The organism is Enterovibrio sp. QJM3NY_24, assembly GCF_057786035.1.
Window position 1 is genome coordinate 2,781,022 of record NZ_CM173519.1, and the last position, 20,612, is coordinate 2,801,633.

Genomic DNA, 20,612 nt, shown 5'->3' on the forward strand with positions numbered 1-20,612 from the left:
ATTTATATAAAACACTAAAAATAAAAACATAAATTCATATTTTTCATCATGTTACAGGGTGATAATTACTCCTAAATTGAGGGAATTAAGTGTAATGAGATCGTTATCACACACTCAATAATGCTATTAATGTTTCGCTAAAGAAGCATTTTCTCACCATAAATTCGACAAGAGAATTATCTGAAGTCGCTCGCAAAAGGCCTGAATTCGAGGCATAAAAAAACACCCGTACTTGGCGGGTGTTTTAAATGGGGTTCGCAAAGTTAGTTAGCGTGACAAGAGTCTCAGCATCCCCTCTTCATCTAAAACCTCAATACCCAACTCTTGCGCTTTGGTGAGTTTAGAGCCTGCCGCTTCGCCTGCTATCAACAAGTCTGTTTTCGTTGACACACTGCCCGTCACTTTGGCGCCAAGCGCCTGAAGTGCAGCTTTTGCATCACTCCGTGACAGTTTTGACAAGGTGCCTGTAAGAACAACGACCTTACCTTCTAGTGGTTGTGGTGCACTTTCATCGCGCTGTTCAATGTCAGGCCAATGAATGCCACATTGCAACAAGGCATCAATAACGTCGATGTTGTGCGGTTCGGTAAAGAAAGACACCACATGCTTAGCGACTATCGCACCCACGTCTTGGACTTGAATCAACTGCTCTTCTGTCGCAGTGCGAATCGTTTCAAGGTTAAAGAAGTGATTCGCTAAGTTAGCCGCGGTGGCTTCGCCCACTTCGCGGATCCCCAAAGAATAGATAAAGCGTGGCAAGGTGGTTTCTTTAGAAGCCGCTAATGCATCCACCAGGTTTTGAGCCGATTTGGGCCCCATACGTTCAAGCATGGTGGCTTGCCCCGCCGTCAATTTGAAGAGATCTGCAGGTGTTTGAATCAACTCTTTGTCTATCAACTGCTCGACAATTTTGTCACCCAGCCCATCGACATCCATCGCCTTTCGCGATGAGAAATGTTTAATCGCTTCTTTACGCTGGGCTCGGCAAATCAATCCACCCGAGCAACGGGCAACGGCTTCGCCTTCGATGCGCTCTACATGAGATTGGCAAACAGGGCATTCAGAGGGGAATACAACCGCCTTGGCGCCTTCCGGACGACGGCTTTCAACCACACTGACAATTTGCGGGATAACATCACCAGCACGACGGATAATCACAGTATCGCCAATTCTCACACCAAGACGTGCAATTTCATCCGCGTTATGGAGCGTCGCGTTTGATACGGTTACACCACCAACAAATACTGGCTCAAGCTTGGCAACAGGCGTAATCGCGCCCGTTCTTCCCACTTGGAATTCCACATCTAACAAGGTAGTAATTTCTTCTTGAGCCGGGAATTTATAAGCAATCGCCCAACGCGGTGCACGGGCAACAAATCCCAGTTGTTCTTGAGTCACAATCTTGTCGACCTTAATCACCACACCGTCGATTTCATAAGGCAGTTCATTTCGGCGGGTCATAATGTCTTGATAGTAAGCAATCACATTATTCAGTCCATCCACTTTCTTCACTTCAGGACTTAGCGGAATACCCCATTGGCGAAGCTGCTCTAAACGGCCAATGTGTGAATCACCAAATGCTTCAGACATGACACCCACGGAGTAGGCATAAAAGCGAAGTGGACGTGTGGCTGTGATTTTAGGGTCAAGCTGTCGAAGGCTGCCCGCTGCAGCGTTTCGCGGATTGGCGAAGGCCTTTTCACCTTTTTTTAGGTTTTTCTCGTTCAGTTTATCGAAGCCATCTTTGAGCATGAACACTTCGCCGCGCACTTCTAAACGCGCAGGCCAACCCGAACCTTGCAACTGAAGCGGAACATTGCGGATGGTTCGTGCATTGTGCGTAATGTTTTCACCGGTATTTCCGTCACCGCGTGTTGCAGCTTGAACCAACACACCGTTTTCATACATCAAACTAACAGCAAGGCCATCCAATTTTGGTTCACAGCTAAAGGTGAAGTCGGCCGCGTTGTTTAGCCTGTCTTTCATGCGCTTTTCAAACGCGATAAGTTCGTCATCATCAAAGGCATTATCAAGTGACAGCATGGGAATTTCATGACTCACCTGAACAAACGCACTCAAGGGTTTACCGCCGACACGTTGGCTTGGCGAATCAGACGTCATCCATTCAGGGTGCTCTGCTTCAATAGCCAATATCTCTTGCATCATGCGGTCATATTCCGCATCAGGGAGTTCCGGCTTGTCTTCAACGTAATAAAGGTGGCCGTGGTAGTTCAGCTGCGCTTTAAGCGCCTGCAGTTTTTGTTGGATATCCGTGGTCATCAATGCTGCCTAGTCAATCGTCACCACTCTGTCATTACAGAGTGGTTGATGGATAAGAATGGGCAGTAGTATATCTCAAGATGACTTCAGACTGACAATTAGCACTTGTTGCAATCGCAGCTCAGGATTATGATGCAGCCAAGCATTAAAATGAGTGGTCTTATGCGAAACCCAACGTTGAAACAATCCAGTATCATGGGCGTATTGCTTGCGCTGGTGCTTGTCGTTTTTTCAACGTCCTCATTTTCTATTCCGAACAATACTTACACGTCAGTGCAAACAGATCACTTTGTTAGCCTTGATGTTGAAAATCCACAATCCGAAGACGCGCCAACGTCCCTGTATAGCGAAAATCGCTTACCTGCCAAATCGCTGGCCCCTAACTTGGCGCAGTTACTTCGTACTGGGTCTTGGCTTCCAGATCGCATCAACAATGTTGAGCCCAAATATGAATTGGTGATAGACCTCACCAGCGCACTGCCATCTGCATTTCATCCTCATTATCGAGTCTCGCTAACCCATTGGCGTGACTGGACAAGAAGTCCATCTAGCACCTCGTATCGTGTTGCTGGCTGGAAAGAATCTAACCTCCTCTATCGCTTCATCAGTCAATCTCCCGCCTGACGCGTCGCCAAATATCTGAGCAAAGTCTCAGCCATTAAACACGTCTTAATTTAGACCGTCATGCGGTCCAATAAGACGCCGTTATTGACGCTAGTTTGCCACATATCGTTGTGGCCAAGAGTTTGACTATGAAACCAAAAACGTCTCGAACGACCATGCTGAACCATTACCCAGCATGGAAGTATGTGGTGCTCATCACCACACTCATTATTATGCTATTCAGCGCCTTACCTTCTTGGTTTGGTGAAAATGCTGCCGTTCTGATTTCTCACAAAGGAACAACGCCTTCTGCAGTTGTCATCCAAAAGGCGCTCTCAAACAAAGATATTGAGATTAAACGCATCGACCAAGCAGGTAATAAAACCACGGTTGTATTGGATAACGTCGCGCAGCAAAATGCGGCCAAAAACATACTTGAAAAATCATCAAACCCTGACGACACAGTGGCCCTCGCCATGGTACCAGCCGCCCCAGGCTGGTTGTTGGATATGGGATTTAAACCGATAAAACTTGGACTGGATTTACGTGGTGGGGTGCAATTCTTGCTGGACGTGGATATGGATCAAGTATTCCATGCTCACGCCAATCAGGCTGCGGATTCAGTGCGAGATGAAGCGCGAGAACTGCGCATTCGCGGCGTTCGTGTACAGGTCACGGCAGATGACTCACTTCGCATCGTCACACCTTCAGGTAAAGCTGACGGCGACATTCGTCAATGTATTCGAGAACAGTATCCACAATGGGATGTAAAAGGCGGCGGGGATAATGCCCTCGTCATGCACCTAAAAGACTCTGAGAAGCAAACACTGACTAACTTAACGGTTCAACAAAACCTGCAAACCATGCGCAGTCGAATCGAAGAGCTAGGCATTACGGAAGCGGCGGTACAGCGTCAAGGCGAACATCGTATCCGCATCGAACTTCCCGGTGTGCAAGACCCTGCATCGGCAAAAAATGTCATTGGTGCAACCGCAAGCCTCGCATTTTACGAAGTGGTGAGTGACGCTAAACCCGGTTCGATAGCACTCCCAGACAGCAACGGGCAATCGGTTTACGTCAATCGAAAACCTGTTCTTTCCGGCGAACACATAGTCGATGCTCGCGGTAGCATGGGTGAAATGGGCATGCCAGAAGTTAACATTTCGTTGGATGCCACTGGCGGTAAAACAATGTCTGACTTCTCTGCCAATGCTATCGGCGAACCAATGGCGACAGCCTACAGCGAATACAGTCGCAATGCGGAAGGGAAAACAGAACAAACCACATCTATCATCAGCGTAGCGACCATTCAATCCCAACTAGGGAATCGTTTTCGCATCACTGGCGTTGGCTCTTTGGCGGATGCACAAGATCTCGCGCTGCTGCTTCGTGCAGGTTCACTGACAGCGCCTGTTACCATCGTGGAAGAGCGCACCATTGGCCCATCTTTAGGTGCGGAGAATATCCAAAACGGCTTTGCGGCACTCGCACTCGGTATGGGTTTAACTTTGCTATTCATGGCCGTTTGGTACCGTAAACTGGGGCTAGTTGCAAACCTTGCTTTGGTCATCAATATGGTCATGTTGCTCGGTTTGATCGCCTTACTACCAGGGGCAGTGTTAACACTTCCCGGTATCGCAGGTCTTGTGCTCACCATCGGTATGGCCGTCGATACCAACGTGCTTATCTTTGAACGAATAAAAGAAAAAATGCGCGAAGGAAGAAGCTTGGCTCAATCCATCGATTTAGGTTTCAGCAGTGCTTTTGGGACCATTCTCGACTCCAATATCACAACCTTAATTTCAGCCGCCACTTTGTACGCAATCGGTAATGGCCCGATTCAAGGGTTTGCATTAACACTGGGCTTAGGCTTGCTCACAAGTATGTTCACGGGAATTTTCGCGTCTCGTGCAGTGATTAACCTATGTTGGGGCAAAGATACTCGTCGTGGAGTGAGGATTTAACCATGATTACTATGAAAAACATGACCAAATGGCGCCATGCAGGCAGCTTACTTTCCTGCGTATTTATGCTGATTTCCATTTTCTTTCTTTCAACCAAAGGCCTAAATTTCGGATTAGATTTCACCGGCGGCATGATAAGTGAAGTGAAGATCGATCAATCACTGACTGCAACAGAGATTCAATCCAAACTTGAAGCGGCACTGAAGCAACCTGTTTCTGTGGTTGCTGCAGGCGATCCCGGAGAGTGGGTACTGCGCTACGCCGCACCCGAAAAACTTAGCGATCAACCTGAAATCAAAACCCTACTCACGGGTTTTTCTAACCATGTTGAAATGATTAACGTGAGTTTAGTTGGCCCGCAGGTTGGTCAAGAGTTGGCTGAACAAGGTGGCTTGGCCGTTCTGATTACATTGCTCGTGATCCTCGGTTACTTGAGCATGCGCTTTGAATGGCGATTGGCATCTGGGGCACTGTTAGCTCTCGTCCACGATGTGGTTTTGCTACTAGGCTTCTTCTCCATCACGGGTATGGAGTTCAACCTCACCGTACTTGCTGCATTGCTGGCAGTTTTAGGTTATTCGCTCAATGACTCCATCATTATTTCGGACAGGATACGCGAACTACTAAAAGCCAACGTGACTCTGCCCATTGCTGAACTGAATAACCGCGCAATCGTATCCACACTGTCTCGCACCTTAATCACTTCGGGAACCACCTTGATTTCTGTCGGCTCTCTGTGGCTGCTTGGTGGTGAGCCTTTGTATGGTTTCTCAATCACCATGTTCATTGGTATCGTTGCGGGCACATGGTCAACCATGACTATCGCAACCATCATCCCTGAAATGACCAAGCTAAACCCGCAGCACTATATGCCTGCCGTTATCTCTGATGCGCCATAGGCCTTTCACTTAGCTAAATTTGCTCATTCATCAGGCCCGGCTCTCGGGCCTGATTTTTGTACCCGGCTGCTCTCTATCACTCTTTGAATTCATCTATTTAGATGTTTTTACAAAAATAAGATGAACCAAACTGCACTTGTCCTTTCGAACTCACTTCATAGTACGTTACATTCAGCATATAGCTGAACAAGCGACGAATATAAAATGTACGCGCAGTGAGCGCTCACCTTTGCCTATTGAGTCGTACCAAGTGTCTCTATCGTAAACACATCAAACAGCGTTATTTAGCCTACCGTGTTGATGATTAGTTTTATTCTCAAGGAATCATTGATGCACCCAACAAAAATCATTAACCGACTTTCACTCATGCTAGTTAGCAGCCTTTGTCTCGCACTGCTCATTGCTACGCCAGCCAGATCAGAAAGCCCATCAACGGGCTGGCTAACTGACGCTAATCATCCCCCATTGACATCGCGTGTTGTGATAACAGGCGCTGCCGATCCCACTTCCAGCACGGTAAATGGGTTTTTAGAGATTCAGCTTGAGGGTGATTGGAAAACATATTGGCGAACGCCCGGTGAAGGCGGTGTCGCCCCGAGTCTCAATTGGCAAGCGTCAAAAAACATCAAAAACATTGAATGGCATTGGCCTGCGCCGGAACGTTTTGATTTATTAGGCATTGATACGCTGGGCTACAAACATAATGTGGTGATCCCACTCACTTTTACCCTTGATGATTTCAACCAAACCACGCTTTTCAACGGTACGTTTACCCTTTCATCTTGCACAACGATATGCGTACTGACCGACTACCCAGCAAATTTGACCTTCACGCCTTCCGAGCTGGAAATCAATCCTGAAGCCCTACATCGCTATGCTCAAGGCATGAGCCAAGTACCACAGCCATCTCCTTTGATTGAGCACCTATCAACCACATGGGATGAAGGCGCACAGCGGTTAGAAGTCATTGCGCAAAAAAAGATGGGATGGACATCGCCAGACGTGTTGATTGATGGTGAGTCACAGGCTGTTGCGGATGTTTTTTTCTCGGTTCCTCAAATCGTCGTCAATGGCAATACGCTTCAGGGAACGTTTGATGCCAGCAGTTGGATGGGCAAACCGAACCTTAGTCATACCGCTCTCAATGTGACCTTTATTGATAAAAATTTCCTTGCAGAACAGAGTATTGCCCCCAAAAGTGGCATAGTGACTGCGTCAACAACCTTGTCATTGTCCTCCGCGATTCTTTTCGCGCTGCTCGGCGGGTTAATCCTTAACATCATGCCTTGTGTGTTGCCTGTATTAGGCATAAAGCTCAGCGGTGTTGTTACCGCGCAAGGGTTAGAAAAAACGAAAATTAGACGCCAATTTATCGCGTCGGCATTAGGTATTTTGTTTTCCTTTTGGCTGATCGCAGCGTTTCTTAGCGTACTGAAATTAACTGGGCATGCCTTCGGTTGGGGTATTCAATTCCAAAGTCCTATCTTTATTGGCTTGATGGTCACTATCACTGCGTTGTTTGCTGCCAACATGTTGGGCCTGTTTGAAATCCGCTTGCCGCCAAATGTAAACACATGGATGGCAAGCAAAGGCAACAATTCCTATGCAGGTCATTTCATTCAAGGGATGTTCGCCACACTTCTAGCAACACCATGCTCCGCGCCATTTCTCGGTACTGCCGTTGCATTTGCACTAACCACCAACACCCTCATGCTTTTTGTGATTTTCACTGCATTGGCTATTGGGATGGCACTACCTTGGCTACTTGTTGCCCTATTCCCTTCTGTTGCCAAGCGGTTACCCAAACCCGGCCACTGGATGAAAGTGGTAAAAATAGCCTTTGGTTTCATGATGCTAGCAACTGCCGCATGGCTGTTATCGCTACTAGCAAACCATTTATCGTCAGGATGGGTTGTCTCGCTTGTCTTGTTAGGCGCCATGTTGTTGCTACGGCGAACGTCGTCTGTCTACGGTAAAAAAATCGCCGTCGTCATGGTCGCTATCGGCATCCTATTCTCGGCGACGGCGTTAATTGCAGCTAGTTTAACCGCTTCACGCTGGGCAACGCCATTGCCTGCTGATATCGCATGGGAAAGGTTATCTGAACCTCGAATCGCCAAAGAAGTGGCACAAGGAAAAACGGTTTTTATCGATGTCACTGCGGATTGGTGTATTACCTGTCAAGCCAACAAAATCGGTGTTCTACTGCAAGACCCTGTCTATAGTACCTTGAACAGCGATGGCATGATCGCGATGCAAGGCAATTGGACAGTGGCCAGCCCATCTGTCACTCAGTATTTACAAAAATATGGCCGATTTGGCGTACCGTTTAACATTGTTTATGGCCCCGGCGTACCGCAAGGAATACCACTACCCGTCATTTTATCTAGCGACGTGGTTTTAAACGCGATTGAATTAGCGAAAGGAAAGACGAATGAGTGATCCCTCTCAATCGCCGTTGCCAGAAGATCCAAAAACAGAATTACAAATCAGCAAGACCAAAAGTAAGTGGCGTAATCCCGTCTGGTGGCTAAAAGAAATCGCAACAATCATCGTGCTATTTATCGTGATCACATTTGCGTTGGATTGGTGGCAAAGCCGAGATATGCCAAACGGCAATGTCCCACATACCATTTTGACAACCTTATCCGGTGACACCTTTGATCTTGCCACTGCCAGCAAAGATGAACCTGTGGTGTTGTATTTCTGGGCGACGTGGTGCCCTGCGTGCAAGTTTGTCACACCCACAGTAGATTGGCTGTCTGATTCTTATAAGGTCGTCTCCGTTGCAATGACATCAGGCAGCCGTGAGCGTGTTGCTGGCTACCTACGCAGTCATGATATCTCTTTTGAAACGGTCAACGATGAGCAAGGTCGCTTAGGCCAAGCATGGGGGATCCGATCGACGCCTACGATTGTCATTGTGAAAGATGGGGAAATCACATCCATCACGACGGGGATTACCACACCACCAGGTTTGTTAGCGCGCCTTTGGTTACCTTGACATCCACGCGCTAAAAACAATCGAAAGAAAGGGAAGCCATGCTTCCCTTTCTTTGTTAAAAATCTCTCTTCTGCTCAAGCACCTTCGCGTATTCCTCTGATTTATCCGCCTTCCACATTTAGTGATTTGGCTTCCTTGTCGCTTCACATTTTTTCACGCCTTTGAAAATCTGCATTTTCTTTTTCGAGTGACCATCCATTTGTGCAATACACCAATGGAACAGCGCCAAAAAAATGACAAAACCTCTAGTGCACAAACATAAAAATACTAAAAACAACCAACAACAAGAGGAAATAAGATGTCACGAACTCGACTTTTACCCTATGTCGCCGTTGCATCCGCGGTGTCATCAGTGATGGTTCCACAGATAGTATCTGCGCATGGATACATGGATTACCCACCGGCACGCCAAGAAGTGTGTGCCCGTGATGGTGGCTATTGGGATTCAACAAGCGGCTCCACGATTCCCAATGCCGCGTGTCGCACTGCGTTTCAGGAATCTGGCTGGTATCCGTTTGTTCAAAAGCCTGAATTTGCCAAGCTCGTATCCAATTTCAACAGCCAAGGCGCAGTCGAAGCCGCTATTCCTGATGGTACATTGTGTGCAGCAGCTGACGCTAAAAAAGCCGGTATCGACATTCCCTCAGCGGAATGGCAAACCACCCCCATTGATCCAGCAGCTAACGGTAAACTCACCCTACTCTACCGCGCTTCCACACCACACAATCCGAGTTTTTGGAAAATCTACCTGTCAAACCCTGGCTATAGTCCAGCCGCAGATGCACTAGCATGGACAGATTTAGAACTCATTGCAGAGTTCGACAATGTTCCCGTCGTTGTTATAAACGATACAAAGTACTACCAAATGCAAGTCACGCTTCCGACCGACCGCGCCGGTAACGCCGTTCTTTATTCACGTTGGCAACGCGATGATGCAGCAGGTGAAGGTTTCTACAACTGCAGCGACATCAGCTTTGGCGGTGACGTCATTGCACCGACGTGGTCCAGCATTGGCAGCTTCATTAAATCCACGGACGACGCCTTAGCAGGAGATACCGTTTGGTTCCGAGTGTTTAACGGAAATGGCTCAGAAACGGTATTTGAAAAACTGTCGATTGATACAAGCAACGCGGCTGAGTCAGTATGGACGCGCAAATTGCCGAAGCTGTTAACGCGGCATCAGCCTCTGCGCAAATTGGTAAACAAAACCAAGACGGCACAGTCACGTGGGACAACGCCGATCTTTATGGCAATTTGGTCTTTGTGAAAAGCAAAGATGCTAGCTTCCAATTAGAAGTGAAGAAACCAGCCACCAATACCGCGCCGACCCTCAATGCGCCAAGCGCAGTCAATGTTGATAGCGAACAGCGAGTCAGCGTTTCGGTATCTGCCACTGATGCTGAAAATGACGCGATCTCATTCACAACTAGCACTGGTACGCTCACAAGTAATGGAAATATAGCCACCATTTCTTATCTAGCGCCAAAAACCACCACTGATATCATGGATCAAATCACAGTGATCGCTTCAGATGGAACAACCACCTCACAAGCTGTTATCACCATAAACGTAAAAGGCTCAAGCCCTATCGGGGATAGTGATTGGGAGTTAGCCAAGGTCTATGTGGCAGGAGACAGTGTCTTACACCTAGGTATCACCTACACAGCACAATGGTGGAACAAAGGCGAAGAACCAGGCGCATCATCAGCCTGGATAGCAGAAAGCGGTGCAAGCCTAAACTGGAGTAAAAGCCTCGCTTATTCGGGCGGTGATATCGTGACGTTTAACGGTAAAAGCTATAAAGCCAAGTGGTGGACGAAAGGGGACTTACCATCCAATGGCGGCCCTTGGGCAGAAGTAAACTAATCTAAGTCAGACAAATCAAACTGTAGATAGCAAAACGCCCCAGATGTGTTGGGGCGTTTTTGTGTTTACACCTAGGTGTCAGGTTTAAGCGTGGGCATGAAACTGCTTAATTTTCTCGCGGTAACTGTCTAAACGCTGAGGCGTCATCATCGAGCGCTTATCATCGGTCACTAGCCCCCCAAGCTGATCAGCCACTTGTTGAGCCGTTTGCAGCATCAGCTTGAAGTTTTGCTCCGCTTCGCCATAACACGGTAGCGTCATAAACAACGTAATACCTGGCGTCGTAAACTGGTGAATCGTTGCCAACGGGAAACTACCCGGGTTAAACATATTGGCAGCACTGAACAGCACTTGGCCCGTTCCTGCAAGATCCGCATGGCGATGGTAAATCTCCATCTCACCAAAAATCATCCCATGTTGCTCAAGGCAATTGATCAGTTCTTCACCATTAAACTCTTGGTTAGTACCCGCCTGAACATTAAGTATTAGCACCTGCTGTTGGGGCGCTTTTGGCGATTCATCAATTGGCGCAGCAGCAGACTCTTCATCCACGGCTTCAATCACGTCATCAGACGGCGGTCTTTCTTCTGCTTTTGACTCAACCTTTGGCGCTTCAACACTATGGTTGATATTGGCATCGTCTTCATCATCTGCATCAGATTGATAAAAGTCCACGGGCGACGACTTTTTCACAGGTTCAGTCATTTCTGCTGTCGAAGAGTCAGCCTCATCGGTGTCCGACGCTGAAAACGTCGGCAAGTCGATCTCGTGTTCTTTCTCAACATTAGAGCCCACATCAGAATGAGTAGCGAACAGAGGATCAACATCAGGTTTATCACCAAAACTCAAACCAGGCTCTTTACGATCAGCTTTTGGTTTCTCTTCATTGCCAGCTTTAATAACGCGAACGGAACCAATACCATCCTGATCAAATCCAGCATCAGCAGGATCGGTCAACTTGCCAATAGGCTTCTCACCGAACTTAGCAGGTTTTTCTTTTCTACTGGTCCATAGTCCATGCAACAACAATGCTGCAATAGCTACAGCTCCCAAAATGATTAAAACAAGGCGCAATTCCTGCATCATTTAATCTCAGCATCTATCCAATTAACGACGAATGGCGTACCTATCTAACACCTTGGTACAACCTTTGGCAATGTCGCACATACATTTTGCTGACTACTGTACCAAAAAGCGTATGAAAGTTAACGTCCATACCGTGAGAACACTAAAAAAGTCACTGTTCTTTCGAGCTTTTGACACTCAGCTCACCCAAAAATTCATCTCATTCGTAAATTGCCAATCTCATCGTGAAACCGTTAACATTGAGCGAGCAAAATCGAGGAGAGACTATGACACCTAACCAATTAGCTAAACAACCCGCTTCTGGCGCGAGTTATTTTCTGCGCGGATTTTCGCTGGCATTTACGCCAGGTATCCGTCGCTTCGTTGTTATTCCGTTGATAGTAAATCTGCTACTAATGGGTGCACTGATTGGCGTTGTATTGTCACAACTGAGCGACTGGATCAATGGCTGGCTGGCATTCCTACCTGACATGTTGAGCTGGCTGTCTTATGTACTATGGCCGCTACTTGCCATCGCCATCCTTGTCATCTGCTCCTACTTTTTTAGCACGGTCGCCAACTGGATTGCTGCGCCATTTAATGGGTTACTCGCGGAGCATTTAGAAGCAAAACTCACCGGAAAACGTCCACCCGATGACGGTATTGCCGACATTATTAAAGATCTTCCTCGCGTATTTAAACGCGAATGGCAGAAGCTTTGGTACTACCTACCAAAAGCACTCGGTTTACTTTTGCTGATGTGGATCCCTGTCATCGGTCAAACATTGGGTCCTGTGCTGTGGTTTTTGTTTAGCGCATGGATGATGGGCATACAGTATTGTGACTACCCGTTCGATAATCACCGTGTTTCTTTCCACAACATGAAGGCCACATTACGCGAACAAAAAGGCGCAACAATGAGCTTTGGCGCATTAGTGATGGTCTTTACCATGACGCCCATTCTGAATTTGTTCGTCATGCCCGCCGCAGTGTGTGGTGCAACCGCCATGTGGGTGGATAAGTACCGCAATAATCTCGCCCGCTACTAACCCTTTGCTTTACAAGCGCTGTTGCCGGATAGCGGAATGCATGACGGCAACAGAAGCTTTCGCTATTGCTCACGCTAAATTTGAGAACTTCATCTGAAACCAAATCGATAACAATAAGATATAACTAACGATTCCTTTGCAATTTTCGAAAGAAAGTTATTCTCTTAGTCGTACTCCCTTACAAACCGAAGGAACGAAAGAAGATGGGTAAGATTTACGAAGACAATACAACCACCATTGGCAACACCCCTCTTGTGCGCCTAAACCGCGTATCGAATGGAAAAGTGTTGGTGAAAATTGAAGCGCGTAACCCTAGCTTCAGCGTGAAATGCCGTATCGGTGCCAACATGATTTGGGATGCAGAAAAAACCGGCAAACTAAAACCTGGCGTTGAATTGGTTGAACCAACCAGTGGTAACACAGGTATCGCGCTGGCATACGTTGCTGCAGCTCGCGGTTACAAGCTAACCTTAACCATGCCTGAGTCAATGAGCCTTGAGCGTCGTAAGCTTCTTAAAGCACTGGGTGCAAACCTTGTTTTGACCGAAGCTGCAAAAGGCATGAAGGGCGCAATTGCAAAAGCAGAAGAAATCGTTGCATCAGACCCAGGTAAATATCTGTTGCTACAACAGTTCAACAACCCAGCAAACCCAGAAATCCACGAGAAAACCACAGGTCCAGAAATCTGGGAAGATACTGATGGCGAAATCGATGTGTTTGTTGCAGGTGTAGGTACGGGTGGAACACTGACCGGTGTTAGCCGTTACATCAAAAACACCAAAGGCAAAGCGATTACTACCGTTGCCGTCGAGCCAGCAGAATCACCCGTCATTACTCAAACCGTTAACGGTGACGATGTGCAACCTGCCCCGCACAAGATTCAAGGTATCGGCGCGGGTTTCGTGCCAGGCAACTTGGATTTGTCGCTGGTAGACAAAACCGTACTGGTGACTTCTGAAGAATCGATTGAAATGGCGCGTCGCTTGATGGAAGAAGAAGGCATTCTGGCTGGTATTTCATCAGGTGCTGCTGTTGTGGCTGCTAACAAAATTGCCGCATTGCCTGAATTTGCCGACAAAACCATCGTTACTATTCTGCCAAGTTCTGGTGAGCGTTATCTAAGTACTGCACTGTTTGCAGGTATCTTCACTGAGCTAGAAAACCAGCAATAACAGGCTTTCTCAGCTCAGATACAATCGCATGATTGACAACAAAAAAGCCCTGTTTGGGCTTTTTTATTTGATTTTTCCAGCCTGCTCTAGTAAAAATTCCCCGCCCTTTATTTTCCAGCTCGAAATTAATCCCCGCCTCGATGATGAGCCATATGTCGATTTGGAGGAAAATGTCACAAAAAATTGACTTGGATTAAGCTAGGGCACTCAAATCTTGGTTAGTTTAACGTCCATCGATAGCCAAAACTGGTCATTCAGTTTAAGCTATCCACAGATTTAATACATAAACCTAAATAAATAATGTATCGGGGTAAAACATGTATCAAAAGCAAGTAGAAATCACTGCTGAAAACGGTCTGCACACTCGTCCTGCTGCTCAGTTTGTTAAAGAAGCAAAAAGCTTTGAAGCAAAAATCACTGTGGAATCTAGTGGTAAAGAAGCTAGTGCGACTAGCCTGTTCAAACTGCAAACTCTGGGTCTGACCAAGGGTACTGTGGTTACTATCAAAGCTGAAGGTGCACAAGCTCAAGAAGCAGTTGATCACCTAGTTAAGCTGATGGACGAGCTGGAATAATCCGGCTCTTTTTCTATCCATTAGTTATTTCCATTGATCAAATGTAGGGTAAGGCTATGATTTCAGGTATCCTGGCATCTCCTGGTATTGCTTTTGGCAAAGCGCTGCTACTTCAAGAAGATGACATCGTCATCAACAAAAATCCGCTTCCAGCTAACCAGCTAGACGCGCAAGTCGAGCGCCTATTCGAAGCGCGCGAAAAAACCAAACAGCAACTCGAAGTGATTAAAGAAAAAGCTCGCGTAACTTTCGGTGAAGAGAAAGAAGCGATCTTTGAAGGTCACATCATGCTGCTTGAAGATGAAGAGCTAGAAGAAGAAATCATAGCTTTCATTAAAGACAACAAAGCATCTGTTGAATACGCGATTTACAGCGTCATCGAAGAACAAGCAACAACGCTTGAATCTCTGGATGACGAATACCTAAAAGAACGTGCTACTGACGTCCGTGACATTGGTTCACGTTTCATCAAGAACGCACTAGGTATCAACATCGTGTCTTTGAGCGCTATCAATGAAGAAGTGATTCTGGTTGCTAACGACCTAACTCCTTCTGAAACTGCGCAAATCAATCTCGACTTCGTTCTAGGTTTCATTACCGACATCGGCGGCCGTACTTCACACACCTCTATCATGGCGCGTTCTTTGGAACTGCCTGCGATCGTTGGCACCAACGACATCACTAAGCGTGTGAACAATGGCGATATGCTGGTACTTGATGCAATCAACAACAAGGTTGTCATCAACCCTAGCGAAGACGAGCTGAACAAATTCAAAGCGATCCGTGATGAATTTATTGCTGAGAAAGAAGAACTGGCAAAACTGAAAGACTTGCCAGCAATTACTCTTGATGGTCATCAGGTAGAAGTTTGCGGCAACATCGGTACTGTTAAAGACTGTGACGGCATCAACCGTAACGGCGGTGAAGGTGTTGGTCTATACCGTACTGAATTCCTGTTCATGGATCGTGACGCACTGCCTACTGAAGAAGAGCAGTACAAAGCGTACAAAGACGTTGCATTGGCAATGCAAGGTCACCCAATCATTATCCGTACTATGGATATTGGTGGTGACAAAGATCTGCCATACATGGATCTGCCAAAAGAAATGAACCCATTCCTGGGTTGGCGTGCAATTCGCATCAGTCTTGATCGTCGTGACATTCTACGCGATCAACTGCGTGCAATTTTGCGTGCTTCTGCCCACGGTAAACTTCGTGTGATGTTCCCAATGATCATCTCAGTAGAAGAAATCCGTGAGCTGAAAAAAGCCATCGAGGAATACAAAACAGAACTACGTGCTGAAGGCCTAGCGTTTGACGAGAGCATCGAAATCGGTGTAATGGTTGAAACGCCAGCGGCTGCCGCGATTGCTCACCACCTAGCAAAAGAAGTCGAATTCTTTAGCATTGGTACAAACGACTTAACCCAGTATACTCTTGCGGTTGACCGTGGTAATGAGATGATCTCGCACCTATACAACCCACTGTCTCCAGCAGTGCTGACCGTTATCAAGCAAGTTATTGACGCTTCTCACAAAGAAGGCAAATGGACTGGCATGTGTGGTGAGCTTGCAGGTGACGAGCGTGCAACTCTGCTGCTGATGGGTATGGGTCTGGATGAATTCAGCATGAGTGGTATTTCCATTCCACGCATCAAGAAAATTATCCGCAATGCTAACTTTGCTGATGTTAAAGCGATGGCAGAAGAAGCACTGGCGATGCCTACCGCAGATGAAATCACTGCGCATGTAGATAAATTCATTGCTGAGAAAACTGTCTGCTAGAATACGGCAGCAAAGTATTGATAACGCTTAGGAGCATACACTATGGGTCTGTTTGACAAACTGAAGAAGCTGGTTTCTGACGACAGCAGCGATGCTGGTGTCATTGAAATCATCGCACCACTTTCTGGTGAAATCGTAAACATCGAAGATGTGCCAGATGTTGTTTTCGCTGAGAAAATCGTTGGTGACGGTATCGCAATCAAACCAACTGGCGACAAAATGGTTGCACCAGTTAACGGTACCATTGGTAAGATTTTCGAAACCAACCACGCTTTCTCTATCGAATCTGAAGACGGCATCGAGATGTTCGTTCACTTCGGTATCGACACTGTTGAGCTGAAAGGTGAAGGCTTCAAGCGTATCGCTGAAGAAGGCCAAGAAGTTAAAGCGGGTGACACGATCATCGAATTCGATCTGGCTATGCTAGAAGAAAAAGCGAAGTCGACTCTGACACCTGTTGTTATTTCTAACATGGACGAAATCAAGGAGCTGAACAAGCTTTCTGGTTCTGTTGTTGTTGGTCAAACTCCAGTACTGCGCATTAAGAAGTAATTCTCTTTGATGTGTCGAAAAAGCGCAGCCCTTGGGCTGCGCTTTTTTATTTCTGTCACATTCTATCTTTATCTATCAATAGGTTCCCGCCAATTGATATACCGTCAATCCCGCTTCTAGCTGATCAGCTGTGGCATTGCCAATGTACTCGACAGTGACCGGAGAACAAGGCATTAAGGTGAAACTGGCATCGCTAAACCGCCCTTCCCCACTAAACTCTGGATGCACAAAGAATGCTGGTACACTGCTCGATAAGGTAACGACAATTCGCCCATCGGCATGCGTTTTCACTTCTGTACAGATATCTGACTTGCGCAATGGTAGACGTTTGTACGCATCATCAAACCAAACATTGGTTGCGGTTTTCCCCTCACAATCCATCACAACGTGGAAAAAACCCTGATGTTTGCGCTCATTGATAATATCCAGATCACAATGCCAAACCAGCTGGTTATCATCTTCTGACAGTTTGGTCTCAAATGGCCAAGTATCAATCACTTCGCCATGCCAGTCATACCATGTAACTTGCCCTGTAGCCGCTACACGTCGGTGTTCATCATTGATGAAACGTAAACTTAACGTATTCTCTTCTTCAACAAACACTGCAAGCTGCGGTGCAAAAAAGCGTTTCGCATGGTAGTGAAGTTGCTTCCATCGACCATTGTATTCAATACTCGACCATGAGCTCACCGGCCAACAATCGTTGAGTTGCCAGTACAATATGCCGCGGCACAAAGGTTTATTTGCACGCCAATATTCACTGGCAGTTTTGATTGCCAGTGCCTGTTGAACTTGACTGAGATACAGCATTTGCGCGAAGTCTTTCGGGAATCGGAAATAGCGGGTAAACATCTCGGTGATGATGCTGTTTCCTCGCCCATTTTTTTGATGTTGTTCAAAGGTTGGGGAGGTGACGTTCCACTCTTCTTCCGCCGCAAAGGTCTTTACCGTAGGTAATGACGGCCATGACTGGTAACCAAACTCACTGCAAAAACGCGGTTTCACTTTTTGGTAAGCATCAAACGACTTACCGGAATGCCAAACATCCCAAAAATGCATGTCGCCTTTGTTATCGTCATGCCATGCGTCGCCAAAGTCGAGTTCACCATTACACGGTGAACTCGCCCAAAAACGACGCGTTGGATCTTCTCGCTCTACCACTTCCTGCAATACGCGGTTTAAACGATCATAATTCACCACGTATTTTTCTCGATTCTCACGAGATTCGGGATACCAGCCAATCGCACCGATAACTTCATTGTCACCACACCATAATGCCAACGAGGGGTGATCGCTGAGACGCCTGACTTGCTCTTGTACTTCCTGTGAAACGTCTTTTAGAAACGCTGGCGTTGACGGATATAGCGCGCAAGCAAACATCAAATCTTGCCATACCAGTAAACCGAGTTCATCACAGAGGCGATAGAACACACCACGTTCATACATACCACCGCCCCAGACACGGATCATGTTCATGTTCGCGGCTTTCGCATCTTCCAGTAATTGGCGGTAGCGCTCCGGTGTTTGTTTGCCGGGCATAGCATCAAGCGGTATCCAGTTTGCGCCCTTTGCCATAATAGGTTTGCCATTAACAACAAATGTCATCGCTGAGCCGGCATTATCTTCTTGCGTATCGAGGTGTAACTCCCTCAAACCAAGTCGCTTTTCAACACGCTGTCCGTCGACGATTACTGTGAGTGAATACAGCGGCTGCTCACCGTAACCTGCGGACACCAGCGATCAGGTTGAGAAATCGTAAAGCGGCATTCAAGCTTGTTGCTATCAAGTGCGATCGCGTGACTGATCCGCTCACCGTTCGGTGTTTCCAACACACACTCAGCGATAGCATCAGAATCAGGCGTCAATCGCTCTGAGGCGAGCGTAACAATCACTTCGCAGCTTCCGTCACTGTGCCATTGCTGTGAGGTTCTCACGCTGTTTAAGCGCACATTAGAGATGGGCTGTAAGCGAATGCTCTCATACACCCCGCTTGCCATGAGGCAAATTCCCCAATCCCATCCGCTGTGGCATTGCGTTTTTCGCAGCGTATTCATGTGCGGGATTTGGTTGTTGCCTTCAGCCCATGGTACTGGAAACGGCAAGCGCTCGGCTCTGGCTTTGGCTTCTAGGTCGGCGCGTTTTAGCGTAATGCGAAGTGTGTTGATACCAGCATTCAAAAATGGGCGTACATTGCAGCGATAGTTTCGGAACATATTGCTACAAAGCATCACCACTTCATCGTTGAGGGTGATGGTTGCCACGGTATCGACCATGCTGAGGATTAAATCGACTTCTTTTGATTCGAGCAGTGTACTTTCGACCTCAAACTGCTTTTCAAGCAGCCAGTCGTGCTCGCCAACCCATTGTATGTCGGTCTCATTGCAACCGAGATAAGGATCGGGGATCACGCCTGCCTCTAATAAGGCGCTATGTACATCGCCCGGCATCTTAATAGGCACTGAAATGGAAAGGTCTGACAGCGATGAAAGCGTCCATTCACCATCGAGTGTTATTTGCGACATGGCATCTCTCCTATTGCAAAAATAGAGAGTGCGTAGGGTTCTTTTTGATTGGTATTGCTAGCGTTATTGGATAACACGCGCATTCAGCGACTCCGTCAATTTGTATCATCTGTCGGAGAGAAAAACACAGAAAAACCGTGCCGTCGAGCGAGTTTGGATAGAAGAAGAAAGCCAAATTTCAAAACCGAAATCTGGGTCAAAAATTAGTCATTACAGAGCATTACTCTCATCACATTCTGACAAACTAAAAAGCACCGACTTGCGGTGCTTTACAATTCACATATGTGACGAGTGCTGATTAAATCATTGAACTAAATGATATTATCCATCGCAGCCATTGAAGGCGCATAGAAGTAAGCCCCTGTCACTGCAGTGGTGAAACGCAGCATCATGTCTGTTTTTCCATCGCGCTCACCGAACATGCTTTCTAGCATCGTCTTGTGGACATGCTGAGTATGGCAGTACGCCAAAAAGAGCAAACCATGATCGCCCGAAACTGAGCCATAAGGCAGGCTGTGTCGCACCATTTTTAAGCCTTTGCCATCTTCTTTAATATCAACACGGCCAACGTGTGATGTTGCAGGCACATCTTCCAGCTCAATCGAATCAGGTTTGGTGCGGCCAATGATTTTCTCTTGCTTAGCAACAGACATTGGCTCCCATGCATTCAAATCATGCACATAACGTTGCATCATCACCACACTGCCACCAGCACAGTCGCCATCAGCAATGATTGCTACATCACGACGTGCGTCATCACCGTCAGGGTTTTCAGTGCCATCTATGAACCCAGTCATATCGCGCGAATCGAGGTAACGATAGCCGTAGGTTTCGTCCACAACGCTCACGTCAGACGAGATGTCAGAAAGAAACTTACGCAGTAGGAAGAAATTCAAATCGTGACGGGTAGAGTGCGCGTGCAGCAGGATATCGCAATCGGTAGCAGGCGCTTGAGTATCACCCTGACCTAGAGCGCGAAAATCAACGAAGTCTTCAGGAGTAACAATGCCATTTTCTTGGCAAAAAGCCGCTGAAAACGACAGTGCCGCTTTCAGGTTAGCACCGGGTTGGTTCGCGTTAATCTCGTCAACCAGCGAGTGGATTACGCGACATTTGTTCAGTACCGCTGATGTTGAGCCTGTGACTTTCAACACAGTGTAAATTGCAAACGGCCCAGCATCGGCCACGATTGCTGGCTGTGAAACCGCCATTGTTACCTCCAGATAAATACAGATCGATCAGCTTGTTATGTCTGATAGAAAGAAAAGTCTAAGCAT

14 protein-coding genes and 2 pseudogenes are annotated in these 20,612 nt (G+C 47.0%); 12 read left to right on the forward strand and 4 right to left on the reverse strand.

Annotated elements, in window-relative coordinates; translation table 11 throughout:
* Window positions 1-267: 267 nt before the first annotated feature.
* The gene (ligA, locus tag AC3CIC_RS12270; protein WP_488514748.1) at window positions 268-2,280 is read right to left on the reverse strand and encodes an NAD-dependent DNA ligase LigA; all 2,013 of its coding nucleotides are present in this window, start codon (window positions 2,278-2,280) and stop codon (window positions 268-270) included.
* A 162-nt stretch (window positions 2,281-2,442) separates the two neighbouring features.
* On the opposite strand from ligA, the gene AC3CIC_RS12275 reads away from it, so the two are divergent.
* The 7 genes and pseudogenes from AC3CIC_RS12275 (at window position 2,443) to AC3CIC_RS12305 (ending at window position 10,616) form a co-directional block, all read left to right on the forward strand.
* A complete protein-coding gene (locus AC3CIC_RS12275) occupies window positions 2,443-2,904 on the forward strand; it encodes a hypothetical protein (RefSeq protein ID WP_488514749.1) in 462 nt (153 codons plus the stop codon).
* 122 nt (window positions 2,905-3,026) lie between these two features.
* A complete protein-coding gene (secD, locus tag AC3CIC_RS12280) occupies window positions 3,027-4,847 on the forward strand; it encodes a protein translocase subunit SecD (RefSeq protein WP_488514750.1) in 1,821 nt (606 codons plus the stop codon).
* Window positions 4,848-4,849: 2 nt separating this feature from the next.
* Window positions 4,850-5,746: a protein translocase subunit SecF gene (gene secF / locus AC3CIC_RS12285; RefSeq protein ID WP_488514751.1), complete on the forward strand. Its 897-nt coding sequence runs from the start codon at window positions 4,850-4,852 to the stop codon at window positions 5,744-5,746.
* Between the two features lie 330 nt (window positions 5,747-6,076).
* Window positions 6,077-8,188, forward strand: coding sequence for a protein-disulfide reductase DsbD family protein (locus tag AC3CIC_RS12290; RefSeq protein ID WP_488514752.1), 2,112 nt, complete (start codon window positions 6,077-6,079; stop codon window positions 8,186-8,188).
* Window positions 8,181-8,750 (forward strand): protein disulfide oxidoreductase, encoded by a 570-nt coding sequence (locus AC3CIC_RS12295; protein ID WP_017004428.1) that lies wholly within the window; start codon window positions 8,181-8,183, stop codon window positions 8,748-8,750. The genes AC3CIC_RS12290 and AC3CIC_RS12295 overlap by 8 nt, the downstream gene beginning before the upstream one ends.
* A gap of 388 nt (window positions 8,751-9,138) precedes the next feature.
* Window positions 9,139-9,992: pseudogene (locus AC3CIC_RS12300) on the forward strand (lytic polysaccharide monooxygenase); the annotation flags it as partial.
* 21 nt (window positions 9,993-10,013) lie between these two features.
* The gene (locus tag AC3CIC_RS12305) at window positions 10,014-10,616 is read left to right on the forward strand and encodes a carbohydrate-binding protein (RefSeq protein WP_488515910.1); all 603 of its coding nucleotides are present in this window, start codon (window positions 10,014-10,016) and stop codon (window positions 10,614-10,616) included.
* An 84-nt stretch (window positions 10,617-10,700) separates the two neighbouring features.
* Here the strand turns inward: AC3CIC_RS12305 and zipA are convergent, their stop codons facing one another.
* Window positions 10,701-11,702: a cell division protein ZipA gene (gene zipA / locus AC3CIC_RS12310; protein WP_488514753.1), complete on the reverse strand. Its 1,002-nt coding sequence runs from the start codon at window positions 11,700-11,702 to the stop codon at window positions 10,701-10,703.
* A gap of 266 nt (window positions 11,703-11,968) precedes the next feature.
* Between zipA and cysZ the strand changes: the two genes are divergently transcribed.
* From cysZ to crr, 5 genes are all read left to right on the forward strand, one after another.
* Complete coding sequence (gene cysZ, locus AC3CIC_RS12315; protein ID WP_488514754.1) at window positions 11,969-12,730, forward strand: sulfate transporter CysZ; 762 nt, start codon at window positions 11,969-11,971, stop codon at window positions 12,728-12,730.
* Window positions 12,731-12,933: 203 nt separating this feature from the next.
* Window positions 12,934-13,902: a cysteine synthase A gene (cysK, locus tag AC3CIC_RS12320; RefSeq protein ID WP_488514755.1), complete on the forward strand. Its 969-nt coding sequence runs from the start codon at window positions 12,934-12,936 to the stop codon at window positions 13,900-13,902.
* A gap of 317 nt (window positions 13,903-14,219) precedes the next feature.
* Window positions 14,220-14,477 carry an HPr family phosphocarrier protein gene (locus AC3CIC_RS12325; RefSeq protein WP_016960079.1) on the forward strand — a complete coding sequence of 86 codons (258 nt, stop codon included), beginning with the start codon at window positions 14,220-14,222 and terminating at the stop codon, window positions 14,475-14,477.
* 56 nt (window positions 14,478-14,533) lie between these two features.
* Window positions 14,534-16,261 carry a phosphoenolpyruvate-protein phosphotransferase PtsI gene (gene ptsI, locus AC3CIC_RS12330; protein WP_488514756.1) on the forward strand — a complete coding sequence of 576 codons (1,728 nt, stop codon included), beginning with the start codon at window positions 14,534-14,536 and terminating at the stop codon, window positions 16,259-16,261.
* Window positions 16,262-16,303: 42 nt separating this feature from the next.
* Complete coding sequence (crr, locus tag AC3CIC_RS12335; RefSeq protein ID WP_016960077.1) at window positions 16,304-16,813, forward strand: PTS glucose transporter subunit IIA; 510 nt, start codon at window positions 16,304-16,306, stop codon at window positions 16,811-16,813.
* Between the two features lie 75 nt (window positions 16,814-16,888).
* Here the strand turns inward: crr and AC3CIC_RS12340 are convergent.
* Both AC3CIC_RS12340 and AC3CIC_RS12345 read right to left on the reverse strand, forming a co-directional pair.
* A pseudogene (locus tag AC3CIC_RS12340) lies at window positions 16,889-19,335 on the reverse strand (beta-mannosidase).
* 311 nt (window positions 19,336-19,646) lie between these two features.
* Window positions 19,647-20,546, reverse strand: a complete 900-nt coding sequence (locus AC3CIC_RS12345; protein WP_394210789.1) for a Dyp-type peroxidase — start codon at window positions 20,544-20,546, stop codon at window positions 19,647-19,649.
* Window positions 20,547-20,612 lie beyond the last annotated feature (66 nt).

Coding starts and splice junctions, on each gene's coding strand:
- ligA (WP_488514748.1), bottom strand. CDS start 2,280: ATGACCACGGATATCCAACAAAAACTGCAGGCGCTTAAAGCGCAGCTG.
- AC3CIC_RS12275 (WP_488514749.1), top strand. CDS start 2,443: ATGCGAAACCCAACGTTGAAACAATCCAGTATCATGGGCGTATTGCTT.
- secF (WP_488514751.1), top strand. CDS start 4,850: ATGATTACTATGAAAAACATGACCAAATGGCGCCATGCAGGCAGCTTA.
- AC3CIC_RS12290 (WP_488514752.1), top strand. CDS start 6,077: ATGCACCCAACAAAAATCATTAACCGACTTTCACTCATGCTAGTTAGC.
- AC3CIC_RS12295 (WP_017004428.1), top strand. CDS start 8,181: ATGAGTGATCCCTCTCAATCGCCGTTGCCAGAAGATCCAAAAACAGAA.
- zipA (WP_488514753.1), bottom strand. CDS start 11,702: ATGATGCAGGAATTGCGCCTTGTTTTAATCATTTTGGGAGCTGTAGCT.
- cysZ (WP_488514754.1), top strand. CDS start 11,969: ATGACACCTAACCAATTAGCTAAACAACCCGCTTCTGGCGCGAGTTAT.
- cysK (WP_488514755.1), top strand. CDS start 12,934: ATGGGTAAGATTTACGAAGACAATACAACCACCATTGGCAACACCCCT.
- AC3CIC_RS12325 (WP_016960079.1), top strand. CDS start 14,220: ATGTATCAAAAGCAAGTAGAAATCACTGCTGAAAACGGTCTGCACACT.
- ptsI (WP_488514756.1), top strand. CDS start 14,534: ATGATTTCAGGTATCCTGGCATCTCCTGGTATTGCTTTTGGCAAAGCG.
- crr (WP_016960077.1), top strand. CDS start 16,304: ATGGGTCTGTTTGACAAACTGAAGAAGCTGGTTTCTGACGACAGCAGC.
- AC3CIC_RS12345 (WP_394210789.1), bottom strand. CDS start 20,546: ATGGCGGTTTCACAGCCAGCAATCGTGGCCGATGCTGGGCCGTTTGCA.